The 16,558-nt window shown below is 33.8% G+C and carries 14 protein-coding genes and 2 tRNA genes; 10 read left to right on the top strand and 6 right to left on the bottom strand.

Annotated features, from left to right (window positions below):
• Positions 1-58: 58 nt before the first annotated feature.
• From rseP to QWY99_RS20965, 4 genes are all read left to right on the top strand, one after another.
• Positions 59-1,402 carry an RIP metalloprotease RseP gene (gene rseP / locus QWY99_RS20980; RefSeq protein WP_290267752.1) on the top strand — a complete coding sequence of 448 codons (1,344 nt, stop codon included), beginning with the start codon at positions 59-61 and terminating at the stop codon, positions 1,400-1,402.
• Positions 1,403-1,485: 83 nt separating this feature from the next.
• Positions 1,486-1,559: transfer RNA gene (locus tag QWY99_RS20975), tRNA-Asn, on the top strand.
• A 39-nt stretch (positions 1,560-1,598) separates the two neighbouring features.
• A tRNA-Asn gene (locus QWY99_RS20970) sits at positions 1,599-1,672 on the top strand.
• Positions 1,673-1,833: 161 nt separating this feature from the next.
• Positions 1,834-2,223, top strand: a complete 390-nt coding sequence (locus QWY99_RS20965) for a helix-turn-helix domain-containing protein (RefSeq protein WP_290267750.1) — start codon at positions 1,834-1,836, stop codon at positions 2,221-2,223.
• 401 nt (positions 2,224-2,624) lie between these two features.
• Here QWY99_RS20965 and QWY99_RS20960 read toward each other — a convergent pair whose 3' ends face one another.
• From QWY99_RS20960 to QWY99_RS20950, 3 genes are all read right to left on the bottom strand, one after another.
• Positions 2,625-3,821, bottom strand: coding sequence for a C1 family peptidase (locus tag QWY99_RS20960; RefSeq protein WP_290267748.1), 1,197 nt, complete (start codon positions 3,819-3,821; stop codon positions 2,625-2,627).
• 206 nt (positions 3,822-4,027) lie between these two features.
• Positions 4,028-4,603: a DUF4136 domain-containing protein gene (locus QWY99_RS20955; protein ID WP_290267746.1), complete on the bottom strand. Its 576-nt coding sequence runs from the start codon at positions 4,601-4,603 to the stop codon at positions 4,028-4,030.
• Between the two features lie 287 nt (positions 4,604-4,890).
• Positions 4,891-5,226 carry a single-stranded DNA-binding protein gene (locus tag QWY99_RS20950; protein WP_290267744.1) on the bottom strand — a complete coding sequence of 112 codons (336 nt, stop codon included), beginning with the start codon at positions 5,224-5,226 and terminating at the stop codon, positions 4,891-4,893.
• A gap of 176 nt (positions 5,227-5,402) precedes the next feature.
• Between QWY99_RS20950 and QWY99_RS20945 the strand changes: the two genes are divergently transcribed.
• The 3 genes from QWY99_RS20945 to QWY99_RS20935 all read left to right on the top strand — a co-directional run bounded on the left by QWY99_RS20945 (position 5,403) and on the right by QWY99_RS20935 (position 9,877).
• The gene (locus QWY99_RS20945; RefSeq protein WP_290267742.1) at positions 5,403-6,932 is read left to right on the top strand and encodes a bifunctional GNAT family N-acetyltransferase/carbon-nitrogen hydrolase family protein; all 1,530 of its coding nucleotides are present in this window, start codon (positions 5,403-5,405) and stop codon (positions 6,930-6,932) included.
• Between the two features lie 186 nt (positions 6,933-7,118).
• Positions 7,119-7,466, top strand: coding sequence for a hypothetical protein (locus tag QWY99_RS20940; RefSeq protein WP_290267740.1), 348 nt, complete (start codon positions 7,119-7,121; stop codon positions 7,464-7,466).
• 14 nt (positions 7,467-7,480) lie between these two features.
• Positions 7,481-9,877, top strand: coding sequence for a M20/M25/M40 family metallo-hydrolase (locus QWY99_RS20935; RefSeq protein WP_290267738.1), 2,397 nt, complete (start codon positions 7,481-7,483; stop codon positions 9,875-9,877).
• Between the two features lie 65 nt (positions 9,878-9,942).
• Here the strand turns inward: QWY99_RS20935 and QWY99_RS20930 are convergent, their stop codons facing one another.
• On the bottom strand, positions 9,943-10,875 hold the full coding sequence (locus QWY99_RS20930) for a DMT family transporter (protein WP_290267735.1): 933 nt from the start codon (positions 10,873-10,875) through the stop codon (positions 9,943-9,945).
• 174 nt (positions 10,876-11,049) lie between these two features.
• The gene (locus QWY99_RS20925; protein ID WP_290267733.1) at positions 11,050-11,445 is read right to left on the bottom strand and encodes a rhodanese-like domain-containing protein; all 396 of its coding nucleotides are present in this window, start codon (positions 11,443-11,445) and stop codon (positions 11,050-11,052) included.
• A 147-nt stretch (positions 11,446-11,592) separates the two neighbouring features.
• On the opposite strand from QWY99_RS20925, the gene QWY99_RS20920 reads away from it, so the two are divergent.
• From QWY99_RS20920 to QWY99_RS20910, 3 genes are all read left to right on the top strand, one after another.
• The gene (locus QWY99_RS20920) at positions 11,593-12,492 is read left to right on the top strand and encodes a LysR family transcriptional regulator (protein WP_290267731.1); all 900 of its coding nucleotides are present in this window, start codon (positions 11,593-11,595) and stop codon (positions 12,490-12,492) included.
• The gene (locus QWY99_RS20915) at positions 12,480-12,929 is read left to right on the top strand and encodes a GNAT family N-acetyltransferase (RefSeq protein WP_290267729.1); all 450 of its coding nucleotides are present in this window, start codon (positions 12,480-12,482) and stop codon (positions 12,927-12,929) included. The genes QWY99_RS20920 and QWY99_RS20915 overlap by 13 nt, the downstream gene beginning before the upstream one ends.
• Before the next feature lie 86 nt (positions 12,930-13,015).
• Positions 13,016-13,840 (top strand): Rossmann-fold NAD(P)-binding domain-containing protein, encoded by an 825-nt coding sequence (locus QWY99_RS20910; RefSeq protein WP_290267727.1) that lies wholly within the window; start codon positions 13,016-13,018, stop codon positions 13,838-13,840.
• A 432-nt stretch (positions 13,841-14,272) separates the two neighbouring features.
• Here the strand turns inward: QWY99_RS20910 and QWY99_RS20905 are convergent, their stop codons facing one another.
• A complete protein-coding gene (locus QWY99_RS20905; RefSeq protein WP_290267726.1) occupies positions 14,273-16,333 on the bottom strand; it encodes a M13 family metallopeptidase in 2,061 nt (686 codons plus the stop codon).
• Positions 16,334-16,558: the final 225 nt, after the last annotated feature.

Raw genomic sequence — 16,558 nt, 5'->3', positions numbered from 1 at the left:
TACGAATTAAAATAGAAAACGTTACTTTTGTGCGTTATTTAAGAACAAAAACTAAACAATGGATATAGTTATCAAGCTTTCTCAATTTTTATTGAGTTTATCATTACTTATTATTCTTCACGAATTAGGGCATTTTATCCCTGCAAAACTATTTAAAACAAGAGTCGAAAAATTCTATTTGTTTTTTGATGTGAAATTTTCTCTTCTAAAAAAGAAAATCGGAGATACCGAATACGGAATCGGATGGTTACCTCTAGGTGGTTATGTAAAAATCTCTGGAATGATCGACGAAAGTATGGACAAGGAACAAATGGCTTTACCGCCACAACCTTGGGAGTTCCGCTCTAAACCAGCTTGGCAACGTTTAATCATTATGCTTGGTGGAGTTACTGTAAACTTTATCCTTGCATTCATTATATATATAGGAATGGCTTTTGTTTATGGCGAAACCTATGTTGCTAATGCCGATATAAAAGACGGTCTTTTGATTGAAAACCCAGTTATGGTTAAAGCTGGTTTTAAAACAGGCGACAAAATCATTGCTATCGATGGTAAAAAAGTAGAGAACTTTGACAATGAGCTAAACATGAACTTAGTTATGTCAAAACAAGTACTTATTGAAAGAAATGGAGCTGAACAAACTATCAATATGCCTAATGATCTTGTTGACCAATTATCGAAACATGAAAAAAGTCCGCTTGTTTCTATAAGAATGCCATTTGTAATTGGAGCTGTTATAGCTGAGTCTGAAAATACTGCTTTGCAACCAAAAGATTTAATTATTTCTATCAATGGACAACCGGTAAAATATTATGATGAAGTAAGAGCCATCCTAGAAAACAACAAAGGAAAAACTGTTCCTGCAACTGTTTTAAGAAATCAAAAAGAAATTCCAGTTAACCTTATTGTATCTAAAGATGGTAAACTCGGTGTAAATACTGGTGGATTAGGAATGGACTCATTAGAGAAATTAGGTTACTATAAAGTAAGTACTAAAGAATTTAGTTTCCTTGAATCGATTCCTGTTGGAATTGAAAAAGGGAAAGATCAATTAGTAGGTTATGGTAAACAATTAAAAATGATTTTTAATCCAGAAACAAAAGCATACAAACAAGTAGGAGGTTTTGCTGCTATTTACAACATTTTTCCTAGTACTTGGAGTTGGGAAGTGTTCTGGTCTATCACTGCACTTTTATCAATTATGCTTGGAGTTATGAATTTATTACCTATTCCGGCACTAGATGGTGGCCATGTGATGTTTTTATTATACGAAATCATTAGTGGCAAAAAACCAAGCGATAAATTCCTTGAAAATGCACAAATGGTTGGGTTTGTTTTACTTATAACATTGCTTTTGTTTGCTAACGGTAACGATATTTATAAAGCAATTGTTGGGAAGTAAAAATAAATAAAAAAAAGTGCTAAAAAGTTTTTTATAAAGCAAAAAACCTTCTATATTTGCACTCGCTAAAAAGAACAACATCTTCCTCCTTAGCTCAGTTGGTTAGAGCATCTGACTGTTAATCAGAGGGTCCTTGGTTCGAGCCCAAGAGGGGGAGCAACTTTTTTTTAGCAAACATATTTACCTTTAAGGTGATTCCTTCTTAGCTCAGTTGGTTAGAGCATCTGACTGTTAATCAGAGGGTCCTTGGTTCGAGCCCAAGAGAGGGAGCAAAAAAGACTATCAGAAATGATGGTCTTTTTTTTTCACCCACAATCCTTGTCACTCTGAGGAACGAAGAGTCTCCACAAGAAACTAACACAAAGCATTTCTAAAAAGCTTGTATTTTACAACGCATGTAATTTCTCAAAAATTTTAAATATCTTTGAACTATGAGCACAGCAACAAAACCAAAACATATTGGAAGAAACATAAGCCGAATCAGAGAGCTTAAAGGAATGAAACAAGAAGCACTTGCAATAGCAATTGGCACAACGCAACAATCTGTTTCTAATATTGAAGGAAGCGAAATGGTAGATGATGAAAAACTACAAGCAATTGCAGAAGCATTAGGTGTATCTGCAGAAGCTATTAAAAACTTTTCAGAAGAAGCAGTTTTAAATATTATCGGAAACACATTAAATGACAACAGCGTTATTAATGGAAACGCATATAACTGTAATTTCAACCCGCTTGATAAAGTAATAGAGCTTTACGAACGTTTGGTTTTGGCCGAAAAAGAAAAAAATGAATACTTGGAAAAACTATTAAAAAAGAAATAACCAAGAAAAGAAGCAAAAGACTATCAGAAATGATGGTCTTTTTTTTTGCACCCCAATATTACCCCAATATTGTCACTATGAGGAACGAAGAGCCTCCACAAGAAACTAACACAAAGCATTTATAGATTGTCGAGCCACCAACGGAGACTCTTCGTTCCTCATAGTGACAAGACTAGGATTGTTTAACGCGTAAAAAAAACCAATACAAAGCATTTATAGATTGTCGAGCTACTAACAAAGAGTCTTCGTTCCTCAGAGAAACAAGCTTGCGATTGTTTAACATACAAAACAAGAGCTGTAAAGGCATATTCAAACTTTATAACTCAAATGGATAAAACCAAAAAAAAAGCGCTACAAATTAATTGTAGCGCTTTTTCAATATATCTAAAGTGGCAATAAACTTAAACCCCTAATTTTTTAGCGATTTCAGATGGGATTCCACCTTTGTTTACCAACAGTGCAGTAGTTTTATACTTCACGAAATTTTTAGTCACAAACAAGAAGCCTTTGTAGTCGTTTGTTTCTCCCCATGAGTTTTTCACGATATAATATTCTTTACCAGATTGATCTTTTGCTAAACCAATAATGTGCATTCCGTGATCATCTGTTGTTGTATAATTATCAAAAGCAGTCTGACGCATTTCAGCAGTTATTTCTGGCTCCTCTTTTGGTCCGTTAAACATGTTTGCTTTTTCATCTGCAGACATATCATCGAATTTTTTATTTGGTACATAAGCAACTCCGTTTTTCCAACTGAAGCTTTTTTCACTTACATCTGTAGCCCAAGCAACTGTATATCCTTTTTTCAAAGCATTGTCAATAACATCTGTCATATCATTTACTTTTACATTATAAACTTGATCTAATGACCAGTTGTCAGGAACCATCATGGTTGTTTTTTGGTAATATGGAGAAGTTGTAAACGAAGACATTTCTATATATTCATCAGGATTAATTCCTACTACCTCTTTTGCAAAAGATTGTGGTGTATAATTTTTCCCTTTGTAAGCAAAGTTTTCTGGTACTTTTCCTAAGTAAGAATCAATAACTGCAGCATAGGCTTTTTGCCAGTTTGGTGTTAATTCTCCGTTTGGATTCTTAACCACAGCTGTTAAAACTGCTTCGATAAGCGCTCCCATTTCTCCAAATTTATTTTTATCTGTACCGTAGTTTAATCCTGTATAAACTTCTCTAGGTACAGTTCCGTATTTTTTGTACATATTAATTACATCATGCAAAGCACCACCATCACCTAAAGTAATTGCTCCGTGCATACGAACGTAATTCACTCCTTTATCTACATATACATTTCTTGCAGAAAAAATTTGAGACAATTCTACTGGCTGCTTTCCTAAACGAATCATTTCTGACTCAAGAAACGAGTTTGTAGAATAACTCCAACATGTTCCAGATGAACCTTGAGCTTTTACTGATGTTGTTCCTAAGTTAATTACTTCGGTAAATTTAAAGTTCTCTTTGCTTTTTTCGCTAGCGTTTAATTTAAGTGAATTTACTAATACGTCTTGCGCAAAACAGCCACTCACTCCTACCATAAAGGCAGATGCAGCGAATACTGATTTCATTGAAAATTTATACATAATGCTTATTTAATGATTTTAATAAATTAGTAGTGATAATTTATTTTTGTTACAAATCAATTAAATATAAAACAGATTCTTTGGAATTAAACCGTTAATATTTCTATAATTTTTTCATTAAGGAGTAAAAGATTACAAAAGAAAAAGGCTATCCAAAAATTACTTTCCGGACAGCCTTGGGTTTACAACGCTTTTTCTTTAACCAATTATTTAACAACTAATCCTGGAGGGAATCCAGCTAAGATTTTCTTAACAGAAGAGTTTATAAACTCAACTGGGTTATCAGGTCTTTTATCAAGTGCGGTATTACCTATTCCTTGCCAAACTAATTTTTGTGTTTTTGAAGATACAATATCTATGATCAAAGATCCATCTACGTAATCATATGTATTATATGTTGTTGAACCAGATGCCATACCACCTCCCCAAAATCCATAAGGACGATACAAGCCACCATATCCATAGTAGTCGGTATTTGATGTAACCTGTTGTTTATCTTTTAAAATTGTAACTGCATTAACTTTCAAATCAGGATTACTAGTCACTTCTTTAAACCCTTTGTTAATCATTTCTACACGAATTGCATTTGTAACTCGATCTGCATTTAACTGACTCATTTGCCCTTCTAGTGCTTTTAGATCATAAACCGCAAATGTTTTGTATTGTGAAAAATTAACTGAATGATCATAATCAGTTGTCACTTTTACAGTTGGACCGCAGCTGTAAAGTAAACCCAATATCATTATTGGGAGTATAAATAAGGCTTTTCTTCTTGTATTCATTTTATTAAATTTTAAAGTGATTATTAAAAAATTAGTAAGCAATTAAATTCTTAAATAAATGACCAAACTTATAATGGAGGGGATTCCTGCTAATAACACCTGTTTTGTAGGTATAAACATTTACAGATTTACGCGGTATTTTGATTAAAGGTAGCTTTTTTTCTTTAATCAGTAAGACTAAAACGAAATAAATATTTACCATAAAAAACTAAATCGGGACTGATTAGCCTAAAAAAGAAAGTTCCACGAAACGAATGTCATGGAACTTTCTTTATTTTGAATCTATACTATCTGCTTCCTAATAAAAGAAGCTCGGTTATAACCACCTCGGTTATAAATCGTTTTTCTCCATTTTTATCATCATAGCTTCGGTGGGTTAATTTTCCTTCGATAGCTACTTCTTTTCCCTTAACAACATATCTCTCGATAATTTCGGCAGTTTTACCCCAAGCCACAAGACGATGCCATTCTGTTTGCTCTACCTTTTCGCCTTTGTCATTGGTAAACCTATCATTTGTAGCAATTACTAAATTGACTAATTTTTTACCTCCTTCAAATTCTCTAACTTCTGGATCGTTTCCTACGTTTCCAACTAACTGTACTTTGTTTCTTAATGAACTCATGGCTTATACTCTTTAAATGGTTATATATATTGTTGAAATCTCTTTGAAATCAACAGGGCAAAGATGCGACATGAAGCAATCCTTATTCGGTTAGTAACTGCTTACTTTCGACTGTAACTACTTGTAAGCGTTTGTAAATGGATATAATTCATTATATTTGAGGAAAATCGCACATTATGCAGGCAAAAATCAATAAAGTAGAATTACGAAATTTAGAACTTGAAGACTATAAGCAACTCAAGAATTCTATGGTGGAATCTTACCCTGCAATGGTCGACTCGTATTGGAGGATTGAACATATTGAGAAATTACTTGATGTTTTCCCCGAAGGTCAGTTGGTGATTCTAGTAGACGGAATCGTTGTTGGATCGGCATTATCGCTGATTGTAGATGAAAAACTAGTAGACAAAAAACACAACTATCTCCAAATAGTAGGCAACTACACCTTTTCGACTCACAATAAAAACGGTGAAATTTTATACGGCATCGATGTTTTTATACATCCAAATTATCGTGGCTTACGCTTGGGCAGACGTTTATACGATGCTAGAAAAGAATTGTGCGAACAACTGAATTTAAAAGCAATTGTTTTTGCTGGCAGAATTCCAAATTATGCGCAACATGCTAAGAAACTGTCTCCCAAAAATTATATTGATAAGGTAAAACATAAAGAACTGCATGATCCTGTGCTTTCGTTTCAGTTAAGCAATGATTTTCACGTTATCCGAATCATGAAAAATTATTTGGAAGGAGATGAAGATTCTATGGAATTTGCTGTTTTGCTAGAATGGAATAATGTTTATTATGATGAAAGTCCGAAGTTAATAAATCTAGACAAAAGCATTATCCGACTTGGATTAATACAATGGCAAATGCGCCAATTGAATAATGTAGAAGCTCTTTTTGAGCAATCGGAATTTTTTATAGATGTGGTTTCTGGTTACGGAAGTGATTTTGCTTTGTTTCCAGAACTTTTCATTGCCCCGCTAATGGCCGATTACAATCATCTGTCTGAAGCCGAAGCGATACGCGAATTAGCAAGATATTCTGAACCCATTCGTAAACGTTTTCAGGAATTTGCTATTTCTTATAATATCAACATTATTACCGGAAGTATGCCTTATTTAGAAAACGGCAATTTATACAATGTTGGTTTCTTGTGTAAACGTGATGGAACATCCGAAATGTACAGCAAAATACACATAACTCCCAACGAGGTGCAACATTGGGGAATGAAAGGAGGCTCTGAAATTAAAACCTTTGATACTGATTGTGGCAAAATTGGAATTTTGATTTGTTATGATGTCGAATTCCCAGAGGTTTCGAGAATCATGTCTGATGAAGGTATGAATATCTTATTCGTTCCTTTTTTGACTGATACTCAAAATGCTTATGTTAGAGTAAAACATTGTGCTCAGGCCAGAGCTATCGAAAACGAATGCTATGTAGCAATTGCTGGTTGTGTTGGTAACTTGCCAAAGGTAAACAATATGGATATTCAGTATGCTCAGGCGGCTGTTTTTACCCCTTCGGATTTTGCATTTCCTAGCAACGGAATAAAAGCCGAAGCAACGCCTAATACTGAAATGACTTTGATTGTTGATGTTGATTTAAATTTATTGAAGGATATTCACGAACATGGTAGTGTTCGAATTTTAAAAGATCGTCGACATGATTTATATGAAATTAAAAAACTAAAATCTTGATACTATCAGGATGTTACAAACAAAAAAACTATTAACCCTCATTAGCCCTGATAGAGCCGGCATCCTCGCAACCTAGTGGAGAGATAAAGGCGAAAGCAGGAACAATGTCAACAAATAAAAAACTATTAATTCGCTCCAAATAACAAAATAAATTGAGCTGAATTACTATCAAAAAAAAGTAAATCCATGAGAACATGCTTGGAATGCGCTGAAAAAATTGTAGGTCGAGAGGATAAGAAATTCTGCTCGGACAACTGCCGTAATGCTTATAATAACAAAATAAACAAAGACAGTACCAATTTTATGCGCAACGTAAACAACAAGTTGCGAAAGAATTACCGCATATTAGCGGAACTTAATCCCGAAGGAAAAGCAAATACTACAAGAAGTAAGTTGCTAAGTAAAGGATTTGATTTTGAATTTTTTACTAATATCCTGGAAACCAAAACCGGAAACACCTACTATTTTTTATATGATCAAGGATACCGTTCTTTGGAGAACGATTATTTTATGCTTGTTAAGAAAGAACTTTAGCCACCAAATACCACATGAAAAAAAACATCCATTCCGTCTTATCTATTCTAGTCATTATTGCTGTACTAGCTTTTATTTATATAACTCTCAAACCACAATGGGTTTCTAAGGGAGAAGAAGCGCTTGCCGAGTTTTCGACCGACAGGGCTTTGTCTCATGTAAAAGAAATTGCTCAAAAACCCCATTATGTGGGTTCGGCTAATCATGAAGTAGTTGCACAATATCTTGAATCAGAATTAAAGGAACTTGGACTTGAAACTTCTGTTCAAGAAGGTTTCACGATGAGCGACTGGGGAAATCTGGTAAAATCTAAAAATATTATGGCACGTATTAAAGGGTCTAATAACACCAAAGCGTTATTATTACTATCACACTATGATAGCGCGCCTCACTCTTCTTCGCATGGTGCGAGTGATGACGCATCGGGAGTAGCAACGATTCTAGAAGGTGTTCGTGCTTTTTTATACAGCAAGGAAAAACATAAAAATGATATTATTATTCTTTTTACTGATGCCGAAGAATTAGGTCTAAACGGTGCTGCGCTTTTTGTAACAGAACATCAATGGGCTAAAGATGTTGGTTTGGTAATCAACTTTGAAGCACGCGGTACATCGGGCCCTAGCTATATGCTTATGGAAACCAATAGCGGAAACGCCGAACTAGTTAAAGAATTTGCTAATGCTAAAACTACCTATCCTGTATCAAACTCACTTATGTACAGCATTTACAAGATGTTGCCTAACGATACCGATTTGACTGTTTTTAGAGAACAAGGCGACATCCAAGGTTTTAATTTCGCTTTTATAGACGATCATTTTAATTATCATACCCAACAAGATGATCTTGCTCATTTAAATAAAACTAGCCTTACGCATCAGGGAAGCTACTTGATGCCACTGATGAAATATTTTTCGAATACTAACTTAAAGGAAGCTCCAACTAAAGAAGACTTTGTTTATTTTACTGTTCCGTTTACATTTATAAACTATCCTTTTGCATGGGTTCTACCAATGACTCTCATTGCATTAGGTCTTTTTATAGTACTGATTTTTATCGGAAAGGCTAAGAGAATTATCACTTTCAGCGAAATATTCCGAGGGTTTGTTCCTTTACTTGGAGCTATTGTAATTGGTGGTCTTGTTACTTTTTTAGGATGGAAGATTATTTTACAAGTTTATCCTCAGTACAATGACTTACTAAACGGTTTTACCTACAACGGACATGTCTATATTGCCGCTTTTGTATTATTGACAATCGCTATTTGCTTTGCATTTTACAACAGTTTCTCTGATGCAAAATTGACGATGAATCATTTTGTTGCGCCTCTATTTTTATGGATAATCATTAATGCAATTGTTGCATATAGCTTAAGAGGTGCTGGTTTCTTGATTATCCCTGTTTACTTTGGACTGTTTTTATTTGCTATTTATGTAGTTACACAAAAGGCAAATCTAATAATTAGTCTTTTGTTTGGTATCCCTACTTTACTTATTATTGCTCCATTTATTCATATGTTTCCAATTGGTTTGGGACTGAAAGTACTTTTTGGAAGTGCTATTCTAACTGTTCTAGCCTTTGGATTACTACTTCCTGTTTTTGGTTCATTCCTAAAAAAGGGAATTTGGGCTCTAATCTTTTTTGTGGCTTCTATAACATGTTTTGCATGGGGAGGTTATACTTCTGGTTATGAGAACGGAAAAGCAAAATCGAATAGCTTGTTATACGTCTATAATGCAGACAATAACACTTACAAATGGGCAACCTATGATGTTAACTTAGACGAATGGACTAAAAAATATTTAGGTCAGGAGCCAAAAGATGCCATTGCCTTAAATGATCTTCCGCTATTTAGTAAATACAGTTCTGGATTTAGCTACAGCGCCGATGCTCCAAAAATAACTCTAGCTAAACCTACAATTGCCTTTCTTCAAGATAGTATTAGAGGGAATACGAGGTTTTTAAAAATTAAAATTACACCTAACAGAAATGTGAATCGTTACGATATTTTTGGCGATACAAAAATGGATTTCAATAACTTTAAAGCAAACGGAGTAGCGCCCCTTGGACAAAAAGGAAGTCAATTGAAACGTAAAGGAGCTAAAATTTTAAGCTATTATGTTATTAATAACGAACCGCTTATAATGCAATTTAGTATCGATGCTAAAACTGTTTTTGACATGAGTTTGATAGAAAGTTCTTTTGATTTATTGAGTAACACAGCACTTAATGTTCAGAAAAGGGCTTCTTGGATGATGCCAACTCCTTTTGTTTTAAATGATGCTGTTGTTATTAGAGAAAAAATAAAACCTACGAAAGTAGTTTTAGATTCTACTCCAACCGCAAGTGTTGCTCAAGACAGCTTGAATGTAGCAAACGATAGTTTGAAACCAAGCACAATTGTAGTACCATAAAGTATATAAAAATTTAAATAAACAAGAAATCCCATTCTATCAAATTAATAGTTTGGGATTTTTTATTAACTACAAGCTAATGTTCCTTTCTTTATTGTAATCTCTTTTTCTTTCTTTTTATAATTGATAATAAAAACTCCCAAAATAATTAGCGCAGTTGCAATAATAAAATCAACTGTAATTACTTCATCTAGCAATATCCAACCCAAAAACACAGCAATTATAGTATTGATGTAAGACAAAATCGAAATTTGAACTGCCGTTATTCGCTTTATCGCATAATGGTAAGAGAGAAAAGCAATGACCGATCCAAAAACTGACAAATATAAAGCTGCAAAAAAGCTTCTTAAACTCCATGAATTCAAATCTGGATTGGGAGAAAAAAGAAAAGCCAAAACTAACTGAACTACCGTTGCAATAGCAAATTGATAAAATAAATTCAGTACGATAGCATTAGATTTATGAGCCTGTTTTTTGGTATAAAGTGTTCCAAATGCCCATCCAAAAATTGCTAAACTTATAAATATAAGTCCATGTTGATAATTTGAATCCAAAAATGCCCCAAGTCCATCTTTAAATATAAAAACAACTCCCGAAAAGCCAATCACAACCCCAAGAAATCCTCTTATACTTGCTTTTTGCAAACCTATCAGAACGCTACCAATAAAAATAAGTATAGGCGATAATGCAGTCATTATAGAAGCTAACCCACTTGGCAAAGTTTGTTCGGCTATTGTCGTAAATCCATTTGCAATAACAATCATTAATAAAGCTGGAATTAACTGATGTTTGAAACTTGTCCAGCCAATCCATTTTAGTTCTTTTTTAAACAACAGAATGACCAATACTATTAGTCCTGCAAAACCTTGCCGAATAGATGTAACAAACCAAGGAGGAATTGTCTCTACCGCAACTTTAATTCCTAAGAAGGTTGTCCCCCATACAATTCCTACTGTCGCTAAACAGAAAAATAATTTGTAATCTATACGCTGTTTCATTGTAATGAAATTATGTTTTTAAATAAATATTTAGTGTGATTTTCTCCCTAAGACGCAAAGTATATTACGTGTATATGTTTTTCTCTTATGTTAAACGTTTATTAGGTAAAGCGTTGTAGAATATTAATATGCCCACTTTTTATAGGTGCTACCTATTTAAAAATCAATTATTCACTAACAAGCACACTCAAATTTCAATCCCGTTTGTTTTCCATTTATCCCTTCGGTAGCATAACCGTCAAATTTCCACCATTCAATTCCACCAATTAATTCTTTTACTTTAAAACCCAATCTGGTCATATTAAGAGCTCCTTTTGTCGAGGCATTACAACCAATCCCATCACAATAGATTACATATAAAACAGCTACATCGAGATGTTTTGTACTTTCAATAGTCATTTCACGATGCGGAATATTAATTGCACTTGGTATATGTTCGGCTTCGTATCCAAAAAATTTTCTCGCATCCAATGCGATTACTTTTTCTCCATTATTTAAAGCATCGAATAAGTCTGAAGGATCCATTTCGAATGCTAGTTTATTTTCATAATGCTTAATTTGCGTTTCCATTTATAGTATTGTTTTAATTATTAACGATTCAAAATTAGGATAACTGCAACTCCAATAAAAACGAAAAGAATTCATCTATTCCATTACTTTTTTTCATGCAAATTCAAGTATAATTTTTTGTTTCTTTGTGTAAACAAGGCTCAAGAAATGGAAATAAGACATTTACGATTAATAAAAGCAATTGTCGAAGAAGGGAGTATTACCAAAGCAATTGATAAATTACATCTCACTCAATCGGCATTAAGCCACCAACTAAAAGAAGCAGAATATCAATTGGGTACCAAAATATTTTTGAGAGCTAACAAAAAACTGCTTTTAACCAAAGCTGGTGAAAAATTATATGGGATTTCTAATGAAATTCTGAACAAAATATCAAATACAGAACAAGAAATTAAACAAATGGTTTTTGGCGAATATGGCGAAATCCGTATTAGTACCGAATGTTTCTCCAGTTATCATTGGTTACCTTCGGTCTTAAAGCAATTCCATTTTTTATATCCAAATATTGAACTCAAAATTGTAACCGAAGCCACGCAACAACCAATTAGAAAATTACTTGATAATGTAATAGATATCGGCATTGTAAGTGACAACATACAAGATGACAAAATAAAATACCTTGAGCTTTTTCAGGATGAAATGGTGATGGTTGTCTCTGAAAATCATTCATGGGCAGATAAAAAATATGTTGTAGCCGAAGATTTTATCAATGAACATTTAATTATTCATTCCCTACCGATGGAAAGTGTTACAATTCATCAAATGGTTTTGGCTCCTGCTAAAGTATTTCCGAGAAAAGTAACTCCGTTGCCCCTTACCGAGGCCTCTCTTGAGATGATTAAAGCAGATATGGGAGTAATGTCGATGGCAAAATGGGCTTTGCAACCGTATTTAAAAACTAGTCCTTTAAAAGCTGTAAAAATTGGTAGAAACGGTTTAAAAAGAAAACATTTCATCGCTATCCGTCAAAGCAAAGAATATCCAGATTATTTCAATCATTTTATAACTTTTTTGCAAACTGAAATTCACCTTCAATGGAATATATAATACGAGATTGCGAAACTAATGACTTAACGACATTAGTCAAATTATGCCAGAAACATGCCGAATATGAGCAAGCAACTTATAATCAGGATGAAAAAAAGGAACGTTTAACACAGGCTTTATTTTCTAAAAATCCAAAATTATATTGTCTGATCGTAGAAGTAAACACAGCAATTATTGGTTATGCCACTTATACCATCGATTACTCTACTTGGGATGCCGCCGATTTTATGTACATGGATTGTTTATATCTTGAAGATACTGCTCGCGGATTTGGAATTGGCGAAGCAATTATAGAGAAACTAAAACAAATTGCAATTGAGAAAAACTGCATCAACATACAATGGCAAACGCCTACATTCAATACAAGAGCTGTAAAATTTTATAACCGTATCGGCGCGAGCGGAAAAGATAAAGTTCGTTTTTCTTTGACTTTATAATATTTATTATTCTTTTTGGCAAAAACACATAAACAAGGCAAAATCAACTTAAAAAACAAATATAAACTTATTACAAGAAACAATTAATGACAAAAATTAGCATTTTAGGTTGTGGATGGCTTGGATTTCCTTTAGCAAAAGCAATGATAGCAAAAGGATTTTCAATTAACGGTTCTACAACCTCAACAGAGAAAATCTCGATATTAAAAGATTCTGGGATTAATCCGTTTTTAATAAACATCAGTCTCAATGATTCTGATTCGCCTTTCGGCAAAAGTACATCTGCCGAGATTGAAGCTTTTTTAAATGGAAGTTCTGTTTTAATTATCGATATCCCACCCAAATTGCGCGGCGAAAACACGGAAAGTTTTGTAGATAAAATCGCTTTTTTAATTCCGTTTATCGAAAAATCAACTATCGAAAAAGTGCTTTTTATAAGTTCTACTTCTGTTTATGGTGAAAATAATTCACTAATTACTGAAGAAACTAAACCAAATCCTGAAACAGAAAGTGGCAAACAACTATTAATTACCGAAGCTCTTTTGCAAGAAAACAGCAATTTTAAGACTACAATTCTACGTTTCGGCGGTTTAATTGGTGAGGACCGAAATCCTATAAAGTTTCTTGCCGGTAAAGTAAATATTCAGAATCCTGAAGCACCTATTAACTTCATCCATCTAGAAGACTGCATGGCTATCATCCTAAAAATAATAGAATCTAATTCATGGAATGAAACCTATAATGCCGTTGCTCCTTTTCATCCTTCTCGCGAAGAATATTACACTCTAAAGGCTAGAGAAAACAATTTGCCTTTACCTAAATTCAATCACGAAAACACAAGCACAAAAAAGGTAATATCAAGTGATAAAATTGAAAACATATTGGGATATACTTTTACCAGGAAACCGTAGTATTTAGTTTTCAGTCTCGGTTTGCAGTCGCAGGCTTAGTTGCGGTATTCAGTTTGCAGTCTCGGTTTGCAGTCACAGGCTCAGTTTGCGGTATTCAGTTTGCAGTCTCGGTTTACAGTCGCAGGCTCAGTTTGTGGTTATAAATTGCAGTCGCAGTTTGCAGTCGCAGGCTCAGTTTGTGGTATTCAGTTTGTGGTATTCAGTTTGCAGTCTCGGTTTGCAGTCACAGGCTCAGTTTGTGGTTATAAATTGCAGTCGCAGTTTGAAGTCGCAAGCTCAGTTTGCAGTCATAGGCTCAGTTTGTGATTACAAATAACAATAATCAGCAGTGTCATCCTGAGCGAAGTCGAAGGACAGACTCAGTTTTGGTTTTTGAGCAAAAAAAAATAGGCTGCTCACTATGTGAACAGCCTATTTTTATAATATTTGATATTACCAGATTTTTACTCTTTTCTCTGGTTCTACATACATTTTATCTCCTTTTTTAATAGAGAATGCTTCATAAAATGTATCCATGTTTTGAACTGGTACATAAGCACGATACATTCCTGGAGAGTGTGGATCTGTTTTCACCTGATTTTTTAAAGCTTCATCACGGCTTTTGGTTCTCCAAACTGTTGCCCATGATATAAAGAAACGTTGCTCTGGAGTAAATCCGTCGATTAATCCTGGATTCCCGTTTGCTTTTAAATACAATTGTAATCCGTCGTAAGCAGCATTTACACCACCTAAATCTCCTATGTTTTCACCTAATGTAAATTTACCATCTACATGAACTCCCGGAAGTGGTTCTAATGCGCTATATTGAGCTGCAAGTGCGTCTCCTAATTTTGTGAATTCTTTCAAATCATTTTCTGTCCACCAGTCAACAAGATTTCCTTCTGCGTTATAACGCGCTCCAGAATCATCAAAACCATGAGAAATCTCATGTCCAATTACCGCACCGATTCCACCATAATTTACAGCTTCATCTGCTTCATAATTATAAAATGGTGGTTGTAGTATTGCAGCTGGAAATACAATTTCGTTATACGATGGATTGTAATATGCATTTACTGTTTGTGGTGACATTCCCCATTCAGTTTTATCTACTGGTTTATTCAAATCTGAAAGTCCTTTTTCAAAACTCCATTTAGAATAACTTCTCATGTCATCAAAATAAGTTCCTCCTTCTGGAAGACTTTTAACTTGTAAAGCCGAATAATCTATCCATTTGTCTGGATAACCAATTTTTACTGTAATCTTATTTAATTTCTCGATTGCTTTAACTTTAGTATCAGCAGACATCCAAGTTAAATTGTTTATTCTGTTTTGGTACGCTAAGATTACATTTTGAATCATTTTCTGCGCTTTTACTTTCGCTTCAGCTGGAAATAATTTCTCTACATATAACTTTCCTAATGCTTCTCCAATTGTTTGGTTTACTACTTGAAGGGCTCTTTCTTCACGTGGACGTTGTTTAATTGCTCCAGTTAAAGTTTTTCCGTAAAAATCAAAGTTTGCTTTTTCAATTTCTGTAGACAATTGCGATGCTGTTGCGCTCAACAATGACCATTTCATATATTCTTTCCAATCTGCTACTTTGTTTTCTTTAAAAATAGTTTCTAAAGCTTTCATGTATCTTGGTTGTAATACGATAACAGTATCAACTTTTGCCATTCCGATTCCTGAAAGATAATTTTTCCAGTTTATGGTAGGTGTCATTTTTTGCAAATCAGCAATAGCAGTCGGATTGTATTGCAATCTGCTATCTCTACGTTCTACTCTATCTAATCTTGGTTTAGACATTTCGATTTCTAATGCTAATATTTTTGCAGCATTTTGTTTGGCAACTGCAGGAGTTTCACCCACAAATTGCAACATTCTAGCTACATGAAGTACATATTTTTCACGTTTTTCTTTAGAGTCTTTATCCTCTGCTGTGTAATAATCTTTATCTGGCAAACCTAATCCACCTAAACCAAGACTAACCGAATTTTTGGTACTGTTTTTATCATCAGCACTTACATATACCCCGAAAAAACCAATTCCGCCGATAGGTTCCATTTCAATTAAGAACTTCTCTAAATCAGCAACATTTTTTATAGCATCAATCTTTTTAAGATATGGTTTTAATGGCGCTATCCCTTGCTTATTTCTTCCAACAGTATCTAGTATTGCATTAAAAAGATTAATTGCTTTTCCTTGATCTGTATTTGATTTGTATTTAGGATTCTTTGATGCTTCTTTTAAAATAGCTAATGAATTTGCATCGGTTTTCTTCAGCAACTCATTGAAACTTCCCCATGTTGTCCTGTCACTAGGAATTTCAGTTTTAGCCAACCAAGTTCCATTTACATAACGGAAAAAATCTTCGCTTGGCTTAACGTTCTTATCCATTAAAGATACGTCAATACCTGATACTGAAGGTGTCTGACTTTGTGCCTGACACATTGCAAATCCTAACATTGCAGGAATTACAAATAGCAAATTCTTACTATTGTGTTTTTTCATTTTTAAATAAGGTTTTATAGTTCCACAAACTTATTGTTATTATTTTTAATCAAATGCTGTTTTTTGTTAGATTTAAGCTTGCAATTAGATTGGTCTAAATTTAAAAAAAATGTTACATATTTAGAATAAAACTTATAATCAAAGCGATTTGTTTGATTTTTAGACTGCTTAGATCTTTGGATTTTTGGATTTTTAGATCACTCATTTTTTTTTTTGATTTTAAGC

Origin of the sequence: Flavobacterium branchiarum (genome assembly GCF_030409845.1) — a bacterium.
Classification (GTDB): domain Bacteria; phylum Bacteroidota; class Bacteroidia; order Flavobacteriales; family Flavobacteriaceae; genus Flavobacterium; species Flavobacterium branchiarum.
This window is presented reverse-complemented; position numbering and strand designations above follow the sequence as displayed.

What these genes read in the sequence shown, in the direction of transcription:
- rseP (WP_290267752.1), top strand. Translation starts at nt 59, where the DNA reads ATGGATATAGTTATCAAGCTTTCTCAATTTTTATTGAGTTTATCATTA.
- QWY99_RS20965 (WP_290267750.1), top strand. Translation starts at nt 1,834, where the DNA reads ATGAGCACAGCAACAAAACCAAAACATATTGGAAGAAACATAAGCCGA.
- QWY99_RS20960 (WP_290267748.1), bottom strand. Translation starts at nt 3,821, where the DNA reads ATGTATAAATTTTCAATGAAATCAGTATTCGCTGCATCTGCCTTTATG.
- QWY99_RS20955 (WP_290267746.1), bottom strand. Translation starts at nt 4,603, where the DNA reads ATGAATACAAGAAGAAAAGCCTTATTTATACTCCCAATAATGATATTG.
- QWY99_RS20950 (WP_290267744.1), bottom strand. Translation starts at nt 5,226, where the DNA reads ATGAGTTCATTAAGAAACAAAGTACAGTTAGTTGGAAACGTAGGAAAC.
- QWY99_RS20945 (WP_290267742.1), top strand. Translation starts at nt 5,403, where the DNA reads ATGCAGGCAAAAATCAATAAAGTAGAATTACGAAATTTAGAACTTGAA.
- QWY99_RS20940 (WP_290267740.1), top strand. Translation starts at nt 7,119, where the DNA reads ATGAGAACATGCTTGGAATGCGCTGAAAAAATTGTAGGTCGAGAGGAT.
- QWY99_RS20935 (WP_290267738.1), top strand. Translation starts at nt 7,481, where the DNA reads ATGAAAAAAAACATCCATTCCGTCTTATCTATTCTAGTCATTATTGCT.
- QWY99_RS20930 (WP_290267735.1), bottom strand. Translation starts at nt 10,875, where the DNA reads ATGAAACAGCGTATAGATTACAAATTATTTTTCTGTTTAGCGACAGTA.
- QWY99_RS20925 (WP_290267733.1), bottom strand. Translation starts at nt 11,445, where the DNA reads ATGGAAACGCAAATTAAGCATTATGAAAATAAACTAGCATTCGAAATG.
- QWY99_RS20920 (WP_290267731.1), top strand. Translation starts at nt 11,593, where the DNA reads ATGGAAATAAGACATTTACGATTAATAAAAGCAATTGTCGAAGAAGGG.
- QWY99_RS20915 (WP_290267729.1), top strand. Translation starts at nt 12,480, where the DNA reads ATGGAATATATAATACGAGATTGCGAAACTAATGACTTAACGACATTA.
- QWY99_RS20910 (WP_290267727.1), top strand. Translation starts at nt 13,016, where the DNA reads ATGACAAAAATTAGCATTTTAGGTTGTGGATGGCTTGGATTTCCTTTA.
- QWY99_RS20905 (WP_290267726.1), bottom strand. Translation starts at nt 16,333, where the DNA reads ATGAAAAAACACAATAGTAAGAATTTGCTATTTGTAATTCCTGCAATG.